Consider the following 14028-nt stretch of genomic DNA (forward strand, 5'->3'; position numbering starts at 1 on the left):
TGTTGGATACTTTTTTCTCATCTTTACCCCGTACTAAAATTTCAGATATTATAGCCTTTTACTTGTTTCCGGACAACCTCTAAACCTAAAGTGCATTATATCACCATCTTGCACGATGTAATCTCTGCCTTCAAAGCGAATTTTTCCTGCGTCTTTACAAGCCGGTTCACTTCCATACTTTATGTAGTCTGCAAAGCTTATTGTCTCTGCTTTTATAAAGCCTTTCTCAAAATCAGTGTGGATTACACCTGCAGCTTTGTCAGCTGTTGACCCTATTTTTACTGGCCATGCCCGTGCTTCTTTGGGGCCCACAGTAAAGAAAGTTATCATACTCAGCACTTCATACATAATACGCGCTACTCCATCAAGGCCTGATTCTTGTAAGCCAAATTCTGATAAAAAACTCTGTTTTTCCTCTTCAGTATCAAGATTTGCAATATCTGCTTCGAGTTTTGCTGAAATGCAATAAAATTTGCTTTTATTTTCCTCCGCCATTCTCTCTACCTTTTTAGATAATTCATTGCCAGTTATAACATTTGTATCTTCAACATTGCAAACGTACATAACGGGCTTTGTTGTCAGCAATTGAAGCGACTTCATCTCATCTCCATCGATATTCTCCAAACTTCTTGCAGGTTTACCTGATTTTAAAGTAGCCAGTACCTCTTGCATTAATTCAAGTTGTCTCTTTAGCTCTTTATCACCTTGCTTTGCTTTCTTTTCCAATTGAGGAAGCCTTTTTTCTATGCTATCAATATCAGCTAGGATTAATTCCATTTCTACCACTTCAGCATCTGATATTGGATCTATTTTACTGTGTACGTGGCTAATATCGTCATCCGTAAAGCACCTGAGCAGATGAACGATGGCATCAACTTCTCTGATATGGCTTAAAAATTTATTGCCGAGCCCTTCACCTTTGCTCGCACCCTTTACCAGACCTGCAATATCTACAACTTCTAATTGATTATAAATTATCTTCTCTGAGCCTGCAATTGCTGCGATTTGTTTCAAACGCTGATCTTTTATCGAAATCTTGCCTATATTTGGCTCAATTGTGCAGAAAGGATAATTTGCAGCTTCGGCTGTACTTGACTCTGTAAGTGCATTAAATAAGGTTGATTTTCCTATGTTTGGTAACCCAACTATGCCACAGTTAAAACTCATGTTTATTAAATAAAGCTAAAATATATATATAAATATTGCATAATTTAAAGATTTTTGCTATACTTAATTAGTTGCTTATTAATAATTTTGTTGGTATAGTAACATATATTAAATTGAGGTAAAACCATGACTACAGCTCAGAAGCAGAAGCTACTAAGTGATTTTCATGATGTTGAGAGTGAAGTAACTTCTTTAAATAGTAATTCTTACCCTGACAATTTTTATGTAGGGCAAGCAATTGGTAATGGAAGCTGCTTTTTTGACTCGTTCAGACAAAGTCTAGAACAACAGACAGGAGAGCAAGTTACTATCGAAAAATTAAGAAATGATTGTAGGGAATTTGCGCAAAAGAATCCGCCAGAATGGTTTATAGATGCAATTGCCAATAGTTATGATAACAATGGCCAGCGCCGTAATGAGACTGTAAGTGATTATACAGCAAATATCATGAACAACAGTAGATGGGGTGATTCTGACATTGAAGGCAGAATACTTTGTGAAAAGTATGGTGTGAAATTGCATGTTGTAGAGAGTAACCCATTGCGTGCTATTGACATCCAACAAGATCGGTTTTTGCATCAATTAATAGACAATTCAGGTTCAAAAAATGCAGGTGAATACAATAAAGTTGATTATGATGATAGTAGTATTGTGCATGTAATAAACAAAGGCGGATTGCATTTCGAACCATTGCTTGATAGAAATAAAAGTTTAGCAAAACAATTACAAGAGGAAGCTAAACTTAAACAAGAGCAAGAGCAAGAAGATTTCCTATTAGCAAAAGAACTTCAGCTAGACGAGATCTTGGAATATTGTAACCTTTCAAAGGATATCTCTGAGAGAGCAGAGGTTGAGAAGAGATTTGATGAGTTATTGGCAAAAAATGCTGATGGAAAAATTATGGATGTTGCAAAGCAGTGCGCTCATGATATAACGCAGCGCATAGAGCACTCTGAAAAGCAAAACCCTTCAAGCTCACCAAGATGTAGTATGGAGGAATCAAGAACAGAAAAAACATTTCATCAACAACAAATATCACAATTGGAAGTGTAAAATAAATCTTCATAGCCCTGTATATTTTTATATAGGGCTTTTGCAAGCATTTCATATAATATGAACTTGCAGTACGTACTAACCTAAATGCAAGTTGACCATGAGACTAGTTTAATCATCGATGCCATAGAGAAATTTGGTGGTGAGGCTAGGCTTGTCGGCGGGTGTGTGAGAGACTCAATTTTGCAGCGTGATGTCCACGACATCGATTTAGCTACTAATTTGCTTCCCAATCAAACGATTAAAGCGCTAAAACTCTGTAATATAAAAACTATTCCAACTGGCTTAAAACATGGGACTATAACTGCAGTTCTAAATCAAAGATCTTTTGAGATCACAACACTAAGGCATGATGTGAAATGTGATGGCAGGCATGCAAAAGTAGAATTTACCAATAATTGGCAAGCGGATGCTTCAAGGCGTGACTTTACATTTAACGCTCTATACGCAGATAAGCATGGCCATATATATGATTACTTTGGTGGTATAGAGGACTTAAAAGCGCGAAGGTTAAACTTTATAGGCAACGCTGAAGATAGAATTAAAGAAGACTATCTACGTATTTTAAGAGCATTTCGTTTTCATGCAAAAATATGTGTCGGAGATTTGAGTGATGAAATACTAAACGTATGCAAAAAGCATTCGCATATGATCCAAAACCTCTCTGGAGAGAGAATAAGAGATGAAATACTTAAATTGCTGGAGTGCAATGATCCTTTTCCAACACTTAAGAGCATGCAAGAATCTGATGTGTTACAAAAAATTATCCCAAAAGAAGTAAAATGCGAAATTCTGTCTTCGTCACTTCTTTTTGGCACTGGTGCACTAGTAAAATTAGCGTTACTTCTTAGGACTACTAAAAAAAATGACAGGCTAAGTCTTGGAGAATATGTAAGCAAATTTTTACGTCTTTCGAACAAGCAAAAGAAAAAGCTGCTATTTTTACTATCCAACGATATCAAAACAGAACTCTCAGAAAAAGAGCAAAAAAAATACATATCTTTATTTGGTAGAGAATTATATTGTGATTTAGTAAAAATTTGTGGCGTTGAGTCTGGAGAAAATGTTGATAAATACATTTCATTTGCTAATACATTCAATATTCCAAAATTTCCTTTATCTGGCGATGATTTAATAAGTATAGGTCACCAGCCAGGAAAAAGTTTAGGTAAAAACTTAGAGTTGCTCAGGCAACATTGGGAAGACAGCTCCTACACTTTAACAAAAGAGGAGCTGGTGCTTTATGCTAAGAGCCTACTTTAACTATTTTCTGGCGGTTTGATGGATATATGCTTGCAGTATTAGTGTGACTCATCGAGGAACTAGGTGTGCTTGCCTTGTTAGCACTAAGTTGATATGTATTTCTTTCCCCAAGGACGCGACTACACATTTTCTGGTTTGGAGATAAAAATTTATCTCTTATACTTGATGCTAGCTCTTGAACGTTATCTGAAAACTTTCTCATTTTAACTCTTACGACCCCTTCTGCGAAAGCCTTTTCACTCAGATTACCGCTCATAGAAGATGTTATCTCCTTCTCACTTTCTTTATCTAGTTTTAATTTGTTTATATATTTTCCAACAGGAAGTAGGAATTCTTGCGAAACATCTTCCAATTCCGTATAATCTTTTTCGCATTCTGCAAGTTTAGACCTCAATTCTTCATTTTCCTCTTTTAGGAGGACATTTTGTGAACGTTCAAGTTCTAGTTCCTGACTTACATCCTCTAGTTGTTTCTGTAATTCTTCATCCTCCTCTGTGCTTACTTCTTCCATACTATCGTAGTCTTCATCAATGAATTCATCACTTACTTCAGTTTGAATTCCTTCATCTTCACTCATTACTTCACTCTGGCTCTCTTTTACTGCTACTTCAGGTTTTAAATCAATTTGAGCACTTTCATCTGTTGTTTTAAGATCATCAGTCCGAATTTCATTACTTTCAGTAGTTTTATCGCAATATAGAATATTTTCCGCCCATTTGTTCCATTTCTTTGGTAGTATTCGTCCAATCGTTTTTAGGTACAACCAAGCAAATACAGTAGACCAACTGTATTTTTGTTTAACATTAATTTCATAATTAACCGTATTATTAATATTTGGCATAAAATTACCTTGTTTTTTAACTTTAATTTACAGAAAATTTTAATAGTAGTAAAGTTATATATATTAGTATAAATGTTAAATAAATACTAATGCAGGTGTCAAATTATGGTAAAGTCTTTGCTCGCCTAATACACTTTAAGCAGAAATACACATGTCTGTAAGTACAGCATTTGCTTTTCCTATCGCTCTTGCTAACACTTCCTGTTCATTGTTCTGATTTTTCACATTGATTACCTGAGCAGCTAAGTTTGCAGGAAAAGTGACCAAACTGACTTCCCATAATTCCACTTGTTTTAACACTCTAGCTCCGCTTTTATGATCAACATCATACTCTATAGGTATATAGCCGATGGAAAGTCCGTTAATTGCTCCAGTTTTGAGCATCAAATACACTTCTTCTGCTTTCTGAATACCCAAAAGTAAATGTGCGGTTATATACAGACCAACATCATTCTCATAAATATCTATGATACTACCTATAGGTTCGTCAGGATTATGCTGCCAAAGGAGTTTTATTTTATTTCTGTTTAAATTTTCCTTAAATGCTCCGGGTAAGATCAGGTCATTTTGTTTATCAACTATATTAAAAACGCTAGCATAACCAGAAAATACACCGTTTTCTCCTATGCTTTTTATTGACAATGGTGAATAGAGAAATTTCTTATTCATAAAGCCTCCTGTAGGTTATAGTATTGGGAATTCTGTTTGCACAATGCACTGCAATGTCAAATCTATTATATGCAGTTCTCTAAAAAGGGGAAGTATTTTTTTTAGTTACAAAATAATAAAGAGACTATGAAAGCAATAAAGATCCCAGCGTCACGCGCTGGGATGAAAGTAGGGGGAAGGGTAGCTGGCTGTATGTTATGCTATGAATGTAATCTATTATTTCTCATAACTGGCTCGATGGTAACATTTTCCAGTCTTGTAGAAGGACGATCAGCATTTCGGCCTAACTCTTCTAATCTAGCATTTCTCATGACTGGTTCGATGGTAACATTTTCCAGTCTTGTAGAAGGACTACCTGAGATTGTTGCGAGCAGCTTTTGTTGCAATTCTTTTATACTCATAATTAGCTCCTATTAAAGTTTAAATGTTGCTATTACATGATGTTATAGTTTTAATCAAGATAATTCTCTATAATTAAATTTTTTGAATGAAGAGATGACGATTCGTGTAGGAATTAATGGTCTGGGTAGAATAGGCAGAGGCGTATTGCGTGCTATTTTCGAAATAGAGGAATATAGCAAACAAATAGAAGTTGTAGCTGTCAATGGATCGCTCAGTGCAAAGCAGCATGCACATTTGATTAAATACGATTCTGTTCATGGCAAATTCAGTGGTGATATTGATTTTAATGAGTCTCAAAATTGGATTTCTATAAATGGCAAAAAGTTTTCTTTATATAGAGAACGGAGCCCTGAAAATATTCCTTGGAATGTTGATGTAATACTTGAATGTACTGGTGCATTTAACAAGCGTGAAGAAGCAATAAGGCACAATGCAGAGAAAGTAATTGTCTCTGCTCCAGTTCCGGATGCTGATGTCACTATAGTTTATGGTGTGAATGACGATATGCTCGAAAAAGAGCATAAAGTGATATCAGCAGGTTCTTGCACTACAAATTGCCTTGCTCCGATTGTGAAAGTCCTACACTCCAGTTTAGGTATAAAAAGCGGTTTTATGACTACTATACATGCCTACACGAATGATCAAAATGTTCTTGATGGTAATCATAAAGATTTGCGTAGAGCAAGGGCTTGCGGATTATCTATGGTGCCAACTACAACCGGGGCAGCAAAAACAATTGGTTCTGTCATCCCTGAATTAAAAGGAAAGCTAGATGGCACTGCCGTCAGAGTTCCGGTTAGCAATGTTTCTATGGTTGATTTTAAATTTACGACTGATAAGAAAGCGACCGTTAAAGAAATCAATGAAATGTTTAAGGATGCAGCTCTCTCCTCTACGTCATTCCAGCGCGTGACGCTGGAATCTAATTTCTGGATCCCAGTGTCAGCTACTCGGATGACATCAGAGGGTACTAAGATGACAGAGGGTTATCCAATGTCAAATGTACTTTCTATATGCACGGAACCTTTAGTCTCAATAGACTTTGTACATAACCCTTATAGTGCAATTGTGGATTTAACTGGTACATATATTACAGGCGACATCTGTAGAGTTGCAGCGTGGTACGACAATGAGTGGGCTTTTTCGCTGAGAATGTTAGATATAGCACTATTGTGCTATAGTAGAGTATGAACTGGAACTCAAACAAATACGCCTCATTTTATGAGCACTTTGCGGAACTCAGAAAAAGAGTTATCTTTTGCTTTCTATTTTTTTGCGTTGCTTTTGGTTTTTGTTATTACTTTAAGGAAAATATATACCGTTTTTTACTCGCACCTTTAATAGAAGCAACAAAAGGTAGCGAAGGTTTTTCTTTAATTTACACAGGCTTAACAGAGGCATTTTTTGTGTATCTCCAAGTTGCAATAATGAGCGCACTTTTGTTTTCTTTTCCTGTGTTTGCATGGCAATTTTATATGTTCTTAGCACCTGGGTTATATAAAAGTGAAAGGGCAGTGTTGTTGCCATACTTAATTGCAACACCGGTTTTATTTGTAACGGGAGCTACTGTAGTCTATTACTATATATTTCCTTTAGCCTGGAAGTTTTTCATCACTTTTGAACATAGTGGGAAATCTTTCGGTATACCAATAGAGTTTATGCCATCAGTTAGCGAATATTTAGACCTTGTTCTCCAATTTATGTTTGCATTTGGCACTGCATTTCAAATTCCAGTCATACTCACATTAATGGTGAGAGTAGGGTTACTCACTACACAAAATTTGTCAAATAAACGCAGAATCGCGATAGTGGTAATTTTTATTATTGCTGCAATCTTAACTCCACCTGATGTATTAAGCCAAGTAGGGCTTGCAATACCTATGCTGATTCTATATGAATTGTCCATTCTGATATGTAGGTATATTGAAAAAAAGAAGACAAAGATTTAAACAAAGGAATCCCTCTTATCTCCTTTATATCACATTTTTAACTTACAACATTCTTATTCAGGACTTAAATATGGAAATGTTTCATAAATTGATTGTAATACTTTGTTAAGTTCAGCCTTACTTTTGATGATCAATAATACTGTATCATCACCTGCTATAGTTCCTATAATTCCTATGTTTTTGCTATTATTTAATGAATAAATAACATACTTCTGATCTAGAAAGTAAGCTAGGCTGCTAGCTTGTCCTGGTTGAGTGTGTAGTACTATTAAACCAAAATCCGAAATTTGCATATTAAGTATCAATGGTAATTGATACTGGTTGATATCGATTACTTTATATACACCAGCAACTTTGGCAATTTTAAGTTTTTTTAATTTTCTTGATAAAGTAGCCTGAGGAATGTTGTGCCCTCTTTCTTTAAGCAAGGTCTGTAAATCGCTCTGCTCTAAAATTTCATGATTTTGAATAATATTTAAAATATGTTCACCTAGTGTGTTGTCATGCATTATGCATTTTCCTCATATTGAATATGTAATAAGTATATTTGAAATTATATTCATTATTTCTTGACTATTCAATTTTTAATGTCTATATTCATAAGATGAATAAAATATGAATATAAATTAGTAATATGAAAAAATATATTTTAAATGCTATTATAGTGATAAGTATTCTATTAACAGGATGTAAGGAAGATAAACACGATAATATCATTAGATTTGCAATTTCTGCAGATTATCCACCTTTTGAATATTATAAAAATGGTAAATTTACTGGCTTTGACATTGAGCTTGCTCAATTAGTAGCAAAAGAGTTAGGTAAAGAAGCAATGTTTAAAGATATGCAGTTTAGTACTATATTTGCAGCATTACAAAGTAATTCTGTAGATGCTGCTATATCTACTATTGGTAGCACAGAAGAGCGTGAAAAAAATTTTGATTTTTCAAATAGTTATTATACAGGGGAATTTGGTATTCTATATCACAAAAATAAACCCATAGCCGGTATAAACAATTTAACTCACAAGAAGATAGCCGTTCAACTAGGAACTGTCATGGAAATTTGGCTAAAAGAGCATGTTCCTACAACAGCTCAAATTATTGCTATGGACAATAATAATCAAGCTGTAGAAACATTAAAGTCTGGTCATGTTGATGGCGTCCTAATTGATGAATTCCAAGGTAAAGTATTTAGCAAAAAAAATCCTGGTCTATCATGGTCAGCCACTGCCAAGTTAGATGGTGGTTATGTTATTGCTGTGAATAAAGGATCTGATTTAAAGGATAAAATAAACGAGGCGTTAAAAAGTTTAGAAAGTAAAGGTGTAATACAAAAGATAGCAGAAAAATGGCTAGGAGATAACTGATGCAAGAATTAATTTCTAATTTCTTGTTTGTTGGAACAGGCCTTGCCTTTACTTTAAAATTATTGATTGGAGGACTGCTTTTAGGTATGAGTCTAGGAGGGTTATTTTCAGTACTCAGATATAATAAGATCTGTATTCCATTAATTAATGGAATTATATCTGTAATACGTGGCACCCCCCTTATATTACAGTTAAGTGTTGTTTATTTTATGACTCCAACCATTGCAGGAATTAAATTAAACATATTTAGTGCTGGCATTATAGCATTTGGTCTAAATAGCTGTGCTTATATTGCTGAGATTTTACGAGCTGGTATTGAAACTATATCAAAAAACCAGTTTGAAGCAGCTAAAACTTTACAAATACCTAGTTTCTATATGTGGAGAGATATTATATTACCACAAGTTGTTAAAAATATTCTTCCTACAATGATAAATGAGATCATTGCACTTCTTAAAGAAACGGCATTAATCTCTACTATTGGTGGTATTGATATTATGCGCTCTGCGCAAATGCTTGCAGCAGAACAATTTACTTATTTTATACCACTTTGTCTTGCTGGGGCTTATTATTACGCTCTTGTATTACTAATTGAATATATAGGCAAAAAGATTGAACAGAAAGGTATATATGATAAAAATGCATAATGTTTGTAAATTATTTAATAATGTTCCAGTACTTAATAATATTAACCTGATTATAGAACAATCTATAGTTGGTCTTGCTGGTCCTTCTGGTAGTGGTAAATCAACATTGTTACGTTGTATACAAAAACTCGAAGTTTTAGATTCTGGTAGCATTGAATGCAATGATAGTACTGGTTTTGTATTTCAGGATTTTCAACTTTTCCCACATATGACTGTCTGGGAAAATCTTACATATGCTCCCAAACTTAAAAACAAAACTCAGGATCAAAGTGATTCACTACTTGAGTCTTTGGGTATTGCCTCTAAAAAAAATGATTACCCTAGTAATCTATCCGGTGGGCAAAAACAGCGGGTTGCGCTTGCCAGAAGCTTAATGATGAATCCAAGGATTCTATTATGCGATGAGCCAACGTCTGGTTTAGATGTAGCAACAATAGTCGACGTTGTGGAACTACTACAATCAGTTAGAGATATGGGTATTACTATGATTATCGCTTCTCACAATTTGGATTTTTTAACAAAAATATCAGATCGGATTATTTTGTTAAAAAACGGAAAAATAATTGTAGATATCAATCCTAAAGAAATTGATGAACCAACAAACTATTTAAAAAATAATTATTAAAAGAGAATCACTCATATCATACTGAGAGCTATAACAGATTTTAGCATCGAAAATTACATAATATACATTATGGAAAATAAATTACATAATATAAGAAGCAACGCTAAAAATAAAATCACATAATATAGCAAACTATAGCTAACCCAAGAAAGATTTTCCTACGTCATACCGCCGCGATATCTCAGCATAGATTCCGCTAACAAGTAGCGGAATGACGAATTTTTGTTTTTCAAACTGTCGGTAAATCTAAGTCAGTTTAGCTATATGTGTCAAGCACTGGGATGACACCCTCCTGATGGGCCAAAATCACAATGTTCGTACAGTTATGGAATGAATCGCGGTATGACGTGTTGCTTTGATCAGCTATAAAGATGATGCTGCGGAAGTTTTTAGTACTTGCTCGCAACTTTCAACAATTTAATAGCACTGGTGTTTACAACCTCTCCGCCGACACGCTTAGTGACAAAAAACCTCACATAAGGTTTATTCGTATAAGGGTCTCTTAATATTCTCATTCCTCTGTTATCTACAATCTTATAAGCTTGTTTGAAATCTGCCATCGCAATTACTGGTAGCTGATTGTTTGGCGCTGGTGGCATATCGGCAGATTGATATACTGGTATTCCCATTAAAGTATCTGGAGCTTCAAGCGACAGACTTGGCTGCCAGAGATACTGACCTGTTTGAGATTTTAGCAGCCTGATATCCTTCAACGTACTCCTGTTCATCAAAAATGACGCATTTTTGGAATAATATTCGTCCAGAGAGTAATACAACATCATTATTGAATCACTATCTAATTTTTCAGTTTTAACTTGCTCTATTTTATTATAACTGTTTCCATTTTCATAAGCTAAAATTCCTTTTGGTTGAAAAGTGCCCTCACCCTTAATGAAGGCTTCGCTTTCTTCCTTACTAAAAGTCTCGGCAATCTTTTCCACCAGCCAACTCTCAACATCGACAAACGCATCATCGAGTAACTTTTGTGATATTTGTGGTTGAGCATATAACTCGTAAGTTGTGACGGAAATCTTTTGGATTTTGGGCGTGTCCGTATCTTTTGCAAAATCATACTTAGACTTATTGCCACCGTCCTCATCATCTACTGTTTCACTGCTCCAACCTGCACCGGCGCGGTCAAAATCTTCTATAATGTAATCCAATGTTTCAGTAGAGATTCTTTGACTGGAGCATATTTGTCGCATTGGGGACGAATCAGTTACGCGCTTGTTTATGCGTTTTACAATATGCGGAGTAACTAGATACCCCCCGATATCACTGTCATCTCCACTGAGGGTTTTGTGTGATAAACCGCTTTCCATTCCCTTGCGGATATAATCAGAAAAATATTTATCGCTTGTGCTAAAATCTGTATTTACTTCTGGGCGTTGAGCTGCAGTTTCGATCAAGTCTAAACGCTCTTTGCAACTATCAATGGCATTATTTACCTTGCATAGCTGCTCAATTGTTGCAGAATCAGCACGCCCTTTGCTTTCAATTTCTTTTAGTTTGCGATCATTTATTAATTTAAATTGCTCCCATGATGAAGCGAGTTCATTGATACGGTGAGCGATATCGGTAAGTGACATAATAGCCTCCTTTGAAAATGAAATAAAAATGGAAATAAGGTAATAGGAATGGCATCCATAGATGTTTCCCACAGTTGTACGAATATTGCAATATGGTACATAGTAAACGATGTCATTCCAGTGCTCCCTTTCTTGTCATCCCAGTGCTTGACACTGGGATCCAGCTTCTATGCAACTTAATTAAAAACGTTTGTTTTAGCGTAAGACAACTACCTTTAGCTCATCAGCTCAGTTATAAGCAAAATTTCTGGATTCCAGTTTCAAGCACTGGAATGACATCATCTGTTGTGCAATTTACCTTTAAAAATGAATGTTCGTACAGTTATGTGCTTGGCACTGAAATGGCATCATTTTTTATCTGTTGAAAATGTAAACCGAAAAATAGCGTGGCACTTTGTGCCACGCTTAGTACTGTAAGCTTAATCCAGTAATTAAATTAAGCGAGGTAAAATAAAAGGTAATGACACTATATAATGTTCGTTCTTTTATGTCAAGCACTTTTTTGAATTTTTTTGGTGATAATTTTTATCCAGTTATTTTATTATTGTAGTATAATTTCAATGCCAGATACTATCATTATGATCACTATCTAAATTTAAATCGTAATATCATCAAATTTATATATCCCCTCCATCTCTTCTCTATGCAATTCATGTGAATCACCTAAAGCTTTTTGATTAGAAACGTCAACACAATACTGTAACAGTGCTCTTAATGCTCCAGCACTATCTTGATCTAAATTAAAATTGCTAAAATCAAATTTCTGCATATTCTCCACATGTCCTTCTCTACATAACCTACATATCTTAGCAAAAGCCCTTTCACTTTCTCGACTCCAAGCATTAAGAAAGTAAGGATCTACTACTTTGCTAAATTGTTTCTCTATCTCTTCAAGAGAGCTCTCTGGATTAAGTTCTAATATTACTTTGAAAATCCCACTGCCATGGAATCTATAAAATTTACTAGATAAGCTATCTTTTACAAAATTAACTGCATCATCTATTGTAACACCAGAGCGAGATTCAAATATCATCTCAAATGCTCCATAACAACTATCAATACCAAAATTAATTATTTTTTCCATAAAATCAATTACCTCTTCTAAGGAAATTTGTGGCTTATTCCTCAAGATAACTTCTAAACTCTTGACAAAATTATGCCCATGCTGACCCATAGCATGGGTTTTCCCATTTATTGTATAATGATATAGCTTCTTATTTTTTATTATATGCTTATTGCACTGGTAGATATGTAGCTTATTCAATTTGCCAGAATATTCCTCTATTTCCTTATCTGGTAATTTTGAGCGGAATTCCTTGATTACTTCGCGTATTATTCTATTGATATTACTCATGCTTATTCCTAATTAATATGTTAGTATTTTTATAAATTAAGTTATTATATTAAAATTCTTTCATGGATTTCAATATTAGCTCCGCACTACTTGTAGTTTTTGTAATGGGTCTGCCAATGACGATATAATCAGCTCCTGAATTTATTGCTTCTTTTGGTGTTGCTGTTCTTTTTTGGTCGTCATGACCTGGATCTATACGAATTCCTGGAGTAATAATTTTCAAGTCTTCACCGCATTCTCGGCGCACTTCTTGAGCTTCTAGTGCAGAACAGACTATTCCATGGAGTCCAATCTTTTTTGCAAGCTTTGCAAGCAAAATTACCTGTGATTTTGCCTCTCTTGCTACTCCAAGCTCGTTTAAATCCTCATTGCTCATACTAGTTAGCACTGTCACTCCAATCAGCTTTATTTTTGTGCCTTGCACTACACTTAGCGCTTCTTCAAGCATTTTTGTTCCACCGCTGATGTGCAGAGTTAACATTTCAACGTTCAGAACTTTTATTACTTCAACTGTTTTAGCTACAGTGTTTGGAATGTCATGCAATTTCAGATCTAAAAAAATTGGTACATTGCATTTTGCAACTTCTTGCACTCCAGAAAGACCTTGAGCAGCAAAAAATTCTAATCCCAGCTTTACCATGCCAACTTTACCACGCAGAGCATTAGCTAGAGAAATAGCCTTATTTAAGTCTTGTGTATCCAGTGCGCATATTATTGGATTCATTATCTTGCATGATTTATCTTATAATAAGACTCATTGTTGTGTTTTGCAAATACTTTCACTCTGATTGAACTGACTGCGTTCATAAGATTCTGTCAATAGTGAATTTGGCAACTTGGTCGGGGTGGATGAGCGACTGACAAATAATGATTCATATCCAAGATCTTCCAGCGAAGAAGAAGGCGTTTCGTCTGGCAAAAGCCGTGCAATTTCTCCTTGTAACGCAGACTTTAATATTTGAATCGTATCTAATATTGCTTTTCCATCATTATTTCTTATTGGTTCTTCTATATTGTCTGTTACGCATCTTAGAGGTTGTCCGGAAACAAGTAAAAGGCTATAATATCTGAAATTTTAGTACGGGGTAAAGATGAGAAAA

18 protein-coding genes are annotated in these 14028 nt (G+C 34.9%); 9 read left to right on the forward strand and 9 right to left on the reverse strand.

Annotated features, from left to right (window positions below; genetic code table 11):
* Window positions 1-48: 48 nt before the first annotated feature.
* On the reverse strand, window positions 49-1167 hold the full coding sequence (gene ychF / locus BA053_RS02170; protein ID WP_065094912.1) for a redox-regulated ATPase YchF: 1119 nt from the start codon (window positions 1165-1167) through the stop codon (window positions 49-51).
* 126 nt (window positions 1168-1293) lie between these two features.
* Between ychF and BA053_RS02175 the strand changes: the two genes are divergently transcribed.
* Together BA053_RS02175 and BA053_RS02180 are read left to right on the forward strand one after the other, a co-directional pair.
* A complete protein-coding gene (locus BA053_RS02175) occupies window positions 1294-2220 on the forward strand; it encodes an OTU domain-containing protein (RefSeq protein ID WP_065094911.1) in 927 nt (308 codons plus the stop codon).
* Window positions 2221-2307: 87 nt separating this feature from the next.
* Window positions 2308-3483 (forward strand): CCA tRNA nucleotidyltransferase, encoded by a 1176-nt coding sequence (locus BA053_RS02180; protein ID WP_065094910.1) that lies wholly within the window; start codon window positions 2308-2310, stop codon window positions 3481-3483.
* Here the strand turns inward: BA053_RS02180 and BA053_RS02185 are convergent.
* The 3 genes from BA053_RS02185 to BA053_RS02195 form a co-directional block, all read right to left on the reverse strand.
* Window positions 3467-4324, reverse strand: a complete 858-nt coding sequence (locus BA053_RS02185; protein ID WP_065094909.1) for a hypothetical protein — start codon at window positions 4322-4324, stop codon at window positions 3467-3469. The two genes, BA053_RS02180 and BA053_RS02185, sit on opposite strands and share 17 nt — an antisense overlap.
* A 135-nt stretch (window positions 4325-4459) precedes the next feature.
* Window positions 4460-4993 (reverse strand): HK97 family phage prohead protease, encoded by a 534-nt coding sequence (locus BA053_RS02190; RefSeq protein ID WP_065094908.1) that lies wholly within the window; start codon window positions 4991-4993, stop codon window positions 4460-4462.
* Window positions 4994-5193: 200 nt separating this feature from the next.
* Complete coding sequence (locus BA053_RS02195) at window positions 5194-5394, reverse strand: hypothetical protein (RefSeq protein WP_065094907.1); 201 nt, start codon at window positions 5392-5394, stop codon at window positions 5194-5196.
* Window positions 5395-5488: 94 nt separating this feature from the next.
* On the opposite strand from BA053_RS02195, the gene BA053_RS02200 reads away from it, so the two are divergent.
* Window positions 5489-6586 carry a type I glyceraldehyde-3-phosphate dehydrogenase gene (locus tag BA053_RS02200; RefSeq protein WP_065106707.1) on the forward strand — a complete coding sequence of 366 codons (1098 nt, stop codon included), beginning with the start codon at window positions 5489-5491 and terminating at the stop codon, window positions 6584-6586.
* Window positions 6583-7344 carry a twin-arginine translocase subunit TatC gene (gene tatC, locus BA053_RS02205; RefSeq protein ID WP_065106708.1) on the forward strand — a complete coding sequence of 254 codons (762 nt, stop codon included), beginning with the start codon at window positions 6583-6585 and terminating at the stop codon, window positions 7342-7344. Before BA053_RS02200 ends, tatC begins: the two co-directional genes overlap by 4 nt.
* A gap of 53 nt (window positions 7345-7397) precedes the next feature.
* Here tatC and BA053_RS02210 read toward each other — a convergent pair whose 3' ends face one another.
* Window positions 7398-7853 (reverse strand): arginine repressor, encoded by a 456-nt coding sequence (locus tag BA053_RS02210; RefSeq protein ID WP_065094904.1) that lies wholly within the window; start codon window positions 7851-7853, stop codon window positions 7398-7400.
* A gap of 125 nt (window positions 7854-7978) precedes the next feature.
* Between BA053_RS02210 and BA053_RS02215 the strand changes: the two genes are divergently transcribed.
* The 3 genes from BA053_RS02215 to BA053_RS02225 are packed head-to-tail and all read left to right on the forward strand — an operon-like array spanning window position 7979 to window position 9985.
* Entirely contained in the window at window positions 7979-8713 is a 735-nt protein-coding gene (locus tag BA053_RS02215) for an ABC transporter substrate-binding protein (protein WP_065106709.1), read from the forward strand.
* Window positions 8713-9360 carry an amino acid ABC transporter permease gene (locus tag BA053_RS02220; protein ID WP_065106710.1) on the forward strand — a complete coding sequence of 216 codons (648 nt, stop codon included), beginning with the start codon at window positions 8713-8715 and terminating at the stop codon, window positions 9358-9360. Before BA053_RS02215 ends, BA053_RS02220 begins: the two co-directional genes overlap by 1 nt.
* A complete protein-coding gene (locus BA053_RS02225) occupies window positions 9353-9985 on the forward strand; it encodes an amino acid ABC transporter ATP-binding protein (RefSeq protein WP_245611455.1) in 633 nt (210 codons plus the stop codon). Before BA053_RS02220 ends, BA053_RS02225 begins: the two co-directional genes overlap by 8 nt.
* Window positions 9986-10241: 256 nt before the next feature.
* Here the strand turns inward: BA053_RS02225 and BA053_RS07195 are convergent, their stop codons facing one another.
* Window positions 10242-10391 (reverse strand): hypothetical protein, encoded by a 150-nt coding sequence (locus tag BA053_RS07195; protein WP_156518016.1) that lies wholly within the window; start codon window positions 10389-10391, stop codon window positions 10242-10244.
* Window positions 10375-11574, reverse strand: coding sequence for a phage major capsid protein (locus tag BA053_RS02230; RefSeq protein WP_065094900.1), 1200 nt, complete (start codon window positions 11572-11574; stop codon window positions 10375-10377). Before BA053_RS02230 ends, BA053_RS07195 begins: the two co-directional genes overlap by 17 nt.
* Before the next feature lie 48 nt (window positions 11575-11622).
* Between BA053_RS02230 and BA053_RS08305 the strand changes: the two genes are divergently transcribed.
* Together BA053_RS08305 and BA053_RS07200 are read left to right on the forward strand one after the other, a co-directional pair.
* Entirely contained in the window at window positions 11623-11754 is a 132-nt protein-coding gene (locus tag BA053_RS08305; protein ID WP_255356234.1) for a hypothetical protein, read from the forward strand.
* Entirely contained in the window at window positions 11718-11939 is a 222-nt protein-coding gene (locus BA053_RS07200; RefSeq protein WP_182366023.1) for a hypothetical protein, read from the forward strand. Before BA053_RS08305 ends, BA053_RS07200 begins: the two co-directional genes overlap by 37 nt.
* A 230-nt stretch (window positions 11940-12169) precedes the next feature.
* On the opposite strand, the gene BA053_RS02235 is transcribed toward BA053_RS07200, so the two are convergent.
* Together BA053_RS02235 and pyrF are read right to left on the reverse strand one after the other, a co-directional pair.
* The gene (locus BA053_RS02235; RefSeq protein WP_245611557.1) at window positions 12170-12928 is read right to left on the reverse strand and encodes a hypothetical protein; all 759 of its coding nucleotides are present in this window, start codon (window positions 12926-12928) and stop codon (window positions 12170-12172) included.
* 49 nt (window positions 12929-12977) lie between these two features.
* Window positions 12978-13652 carry an orotidine-5'-phosphate decarboxylase gene (gene pyrF / locus BA053_RS02240; protein ID WP_065095194.1) on the reverse strand — a complete coding sequence of 225 codons (675 nt, stop codon included), beginning with the start codon at window positions 13650-13652 and terminating at the stop codon, window positions 12978-12980.
* Window positions 13653-14028 lie beyond the last annotated feature (376 nt).

The sequence above is a fragment of the Wolbachia endosymbiont of Nomada ferruginata genome, assembly GCF_001675785.1.
Lineage (GTDB): Bacteria > Pseudomonadota > Alphaproteobacteria > Rickettsiales > Anaplasmataceae > Wolbachia > Wolbachia pipientis.

Bases quoted from the DNA above. Each gene is read 5' to 3' on its own strand.
- ychF (WP_065094912.1), bottom strand. From the start codon at position 1,167: ATGAGTTTTAACTGTGGCATAGTTGGGTTACCAAACATAGGAAAATCA.
- pyrF (WP_065095194.1), bottom strand. From the start codon at position 13,652: ATGAATCCAATAATATGCGCACTGGATACACAAGACTTAAATAAGGCT.
- tatC (WP_065106708.1), top strand. From the start codon at position 6,583: ATGAACTGGAACTCAAACAAATACGCCTCATTTTATGAGCACTTTGCG.
- BA053_RS02200 (WP_065106707.1), top strand. From the start codon at position 5,489: ATGACGATTCGTGTAGGAATTAATGGTCTGGGTAGAATAGGCAGAGGC.
- BA053_RS02230 (WP_065094900.1), bottom strand. From the start codon at position 11,574: ATGTCACTTACCGATATCGCTCACCGTATCAATGAACTCGCTTCATCA.
- BA053_RS02220 (WP_065106710.1), top strand. From the start codon at position 8,713: ATGCAAGAATTAATTTCTAATTTCTTGTTTGTTGGAACAGGCCTTGCC.
- BA053_RS02175 (WP_065094911.1), top strand. From the start codon at position 1,294: ATGACTACAGCTCAGAAGCAGAAGCTACTAAGTGATTTTCATGATGTT.
- BA053_RS02225 (WP_245611455.1), top strand. From the start codon at position 9,353: ATGCATAATGTTTGTAAATTATTTAATAATGTTCCAGTACTTAATAAT.
- BA053_RS02185 (WP_065094909.1), bottom strand. From the start codon at position 4,324: ATGCCAAATATTAATAATACGGTTAATTATGAAATTAATGTTAAACAA.
- BA053_RS02215 (WP_065106709.1), top strand. From the start codon at position 7,979: ATGAAAAAATATATTTTAAATGCTATTATAGTGATAAGTATTCTATTA.
- BA053_RS08305 (WP_255356234.1), top strand. From the start codon at position 11,623: ATGGCATCCATAGATGTTTCCCACAGTTGTACGAATATTGCAATATGG.
- BA053_RS02195 (WP_065094907.1), bottom strand. From the start codon at position 5,394: ATGAGTATAAAAGAATTGCAACAAAAGCTGCTCGCAACAATCTCAGGT.
- BA053_RS02210 (WP_065094904.1), bottom strand. From the start codon at position 7,853: ATGCATGACAACACACTAGGTGAACATATTTTAAATATTATTCAAAAT.
- BA053_RS02180 (WP_065094910.1), top strand. From the start codon at position 2,308: ATGCAAGTTGACCATGAGACTAGTTTAATCATCGATGCCATAGAGAAA.
- BA053_RS02190 (WP_065094908.1), bottom strand. From the start codon at position 4,993: ATGAATAAGAAATTTCTCTATTCACCATTGTCAATAAAAAGCATAGGA.
- BA053_RS02235 (WP_245611557.1), bottom strand. From the start codon at position 12,928: ATGAGTAATATCAATAGAATAATACGCGAAGTAATCAAGGAATTCCGC.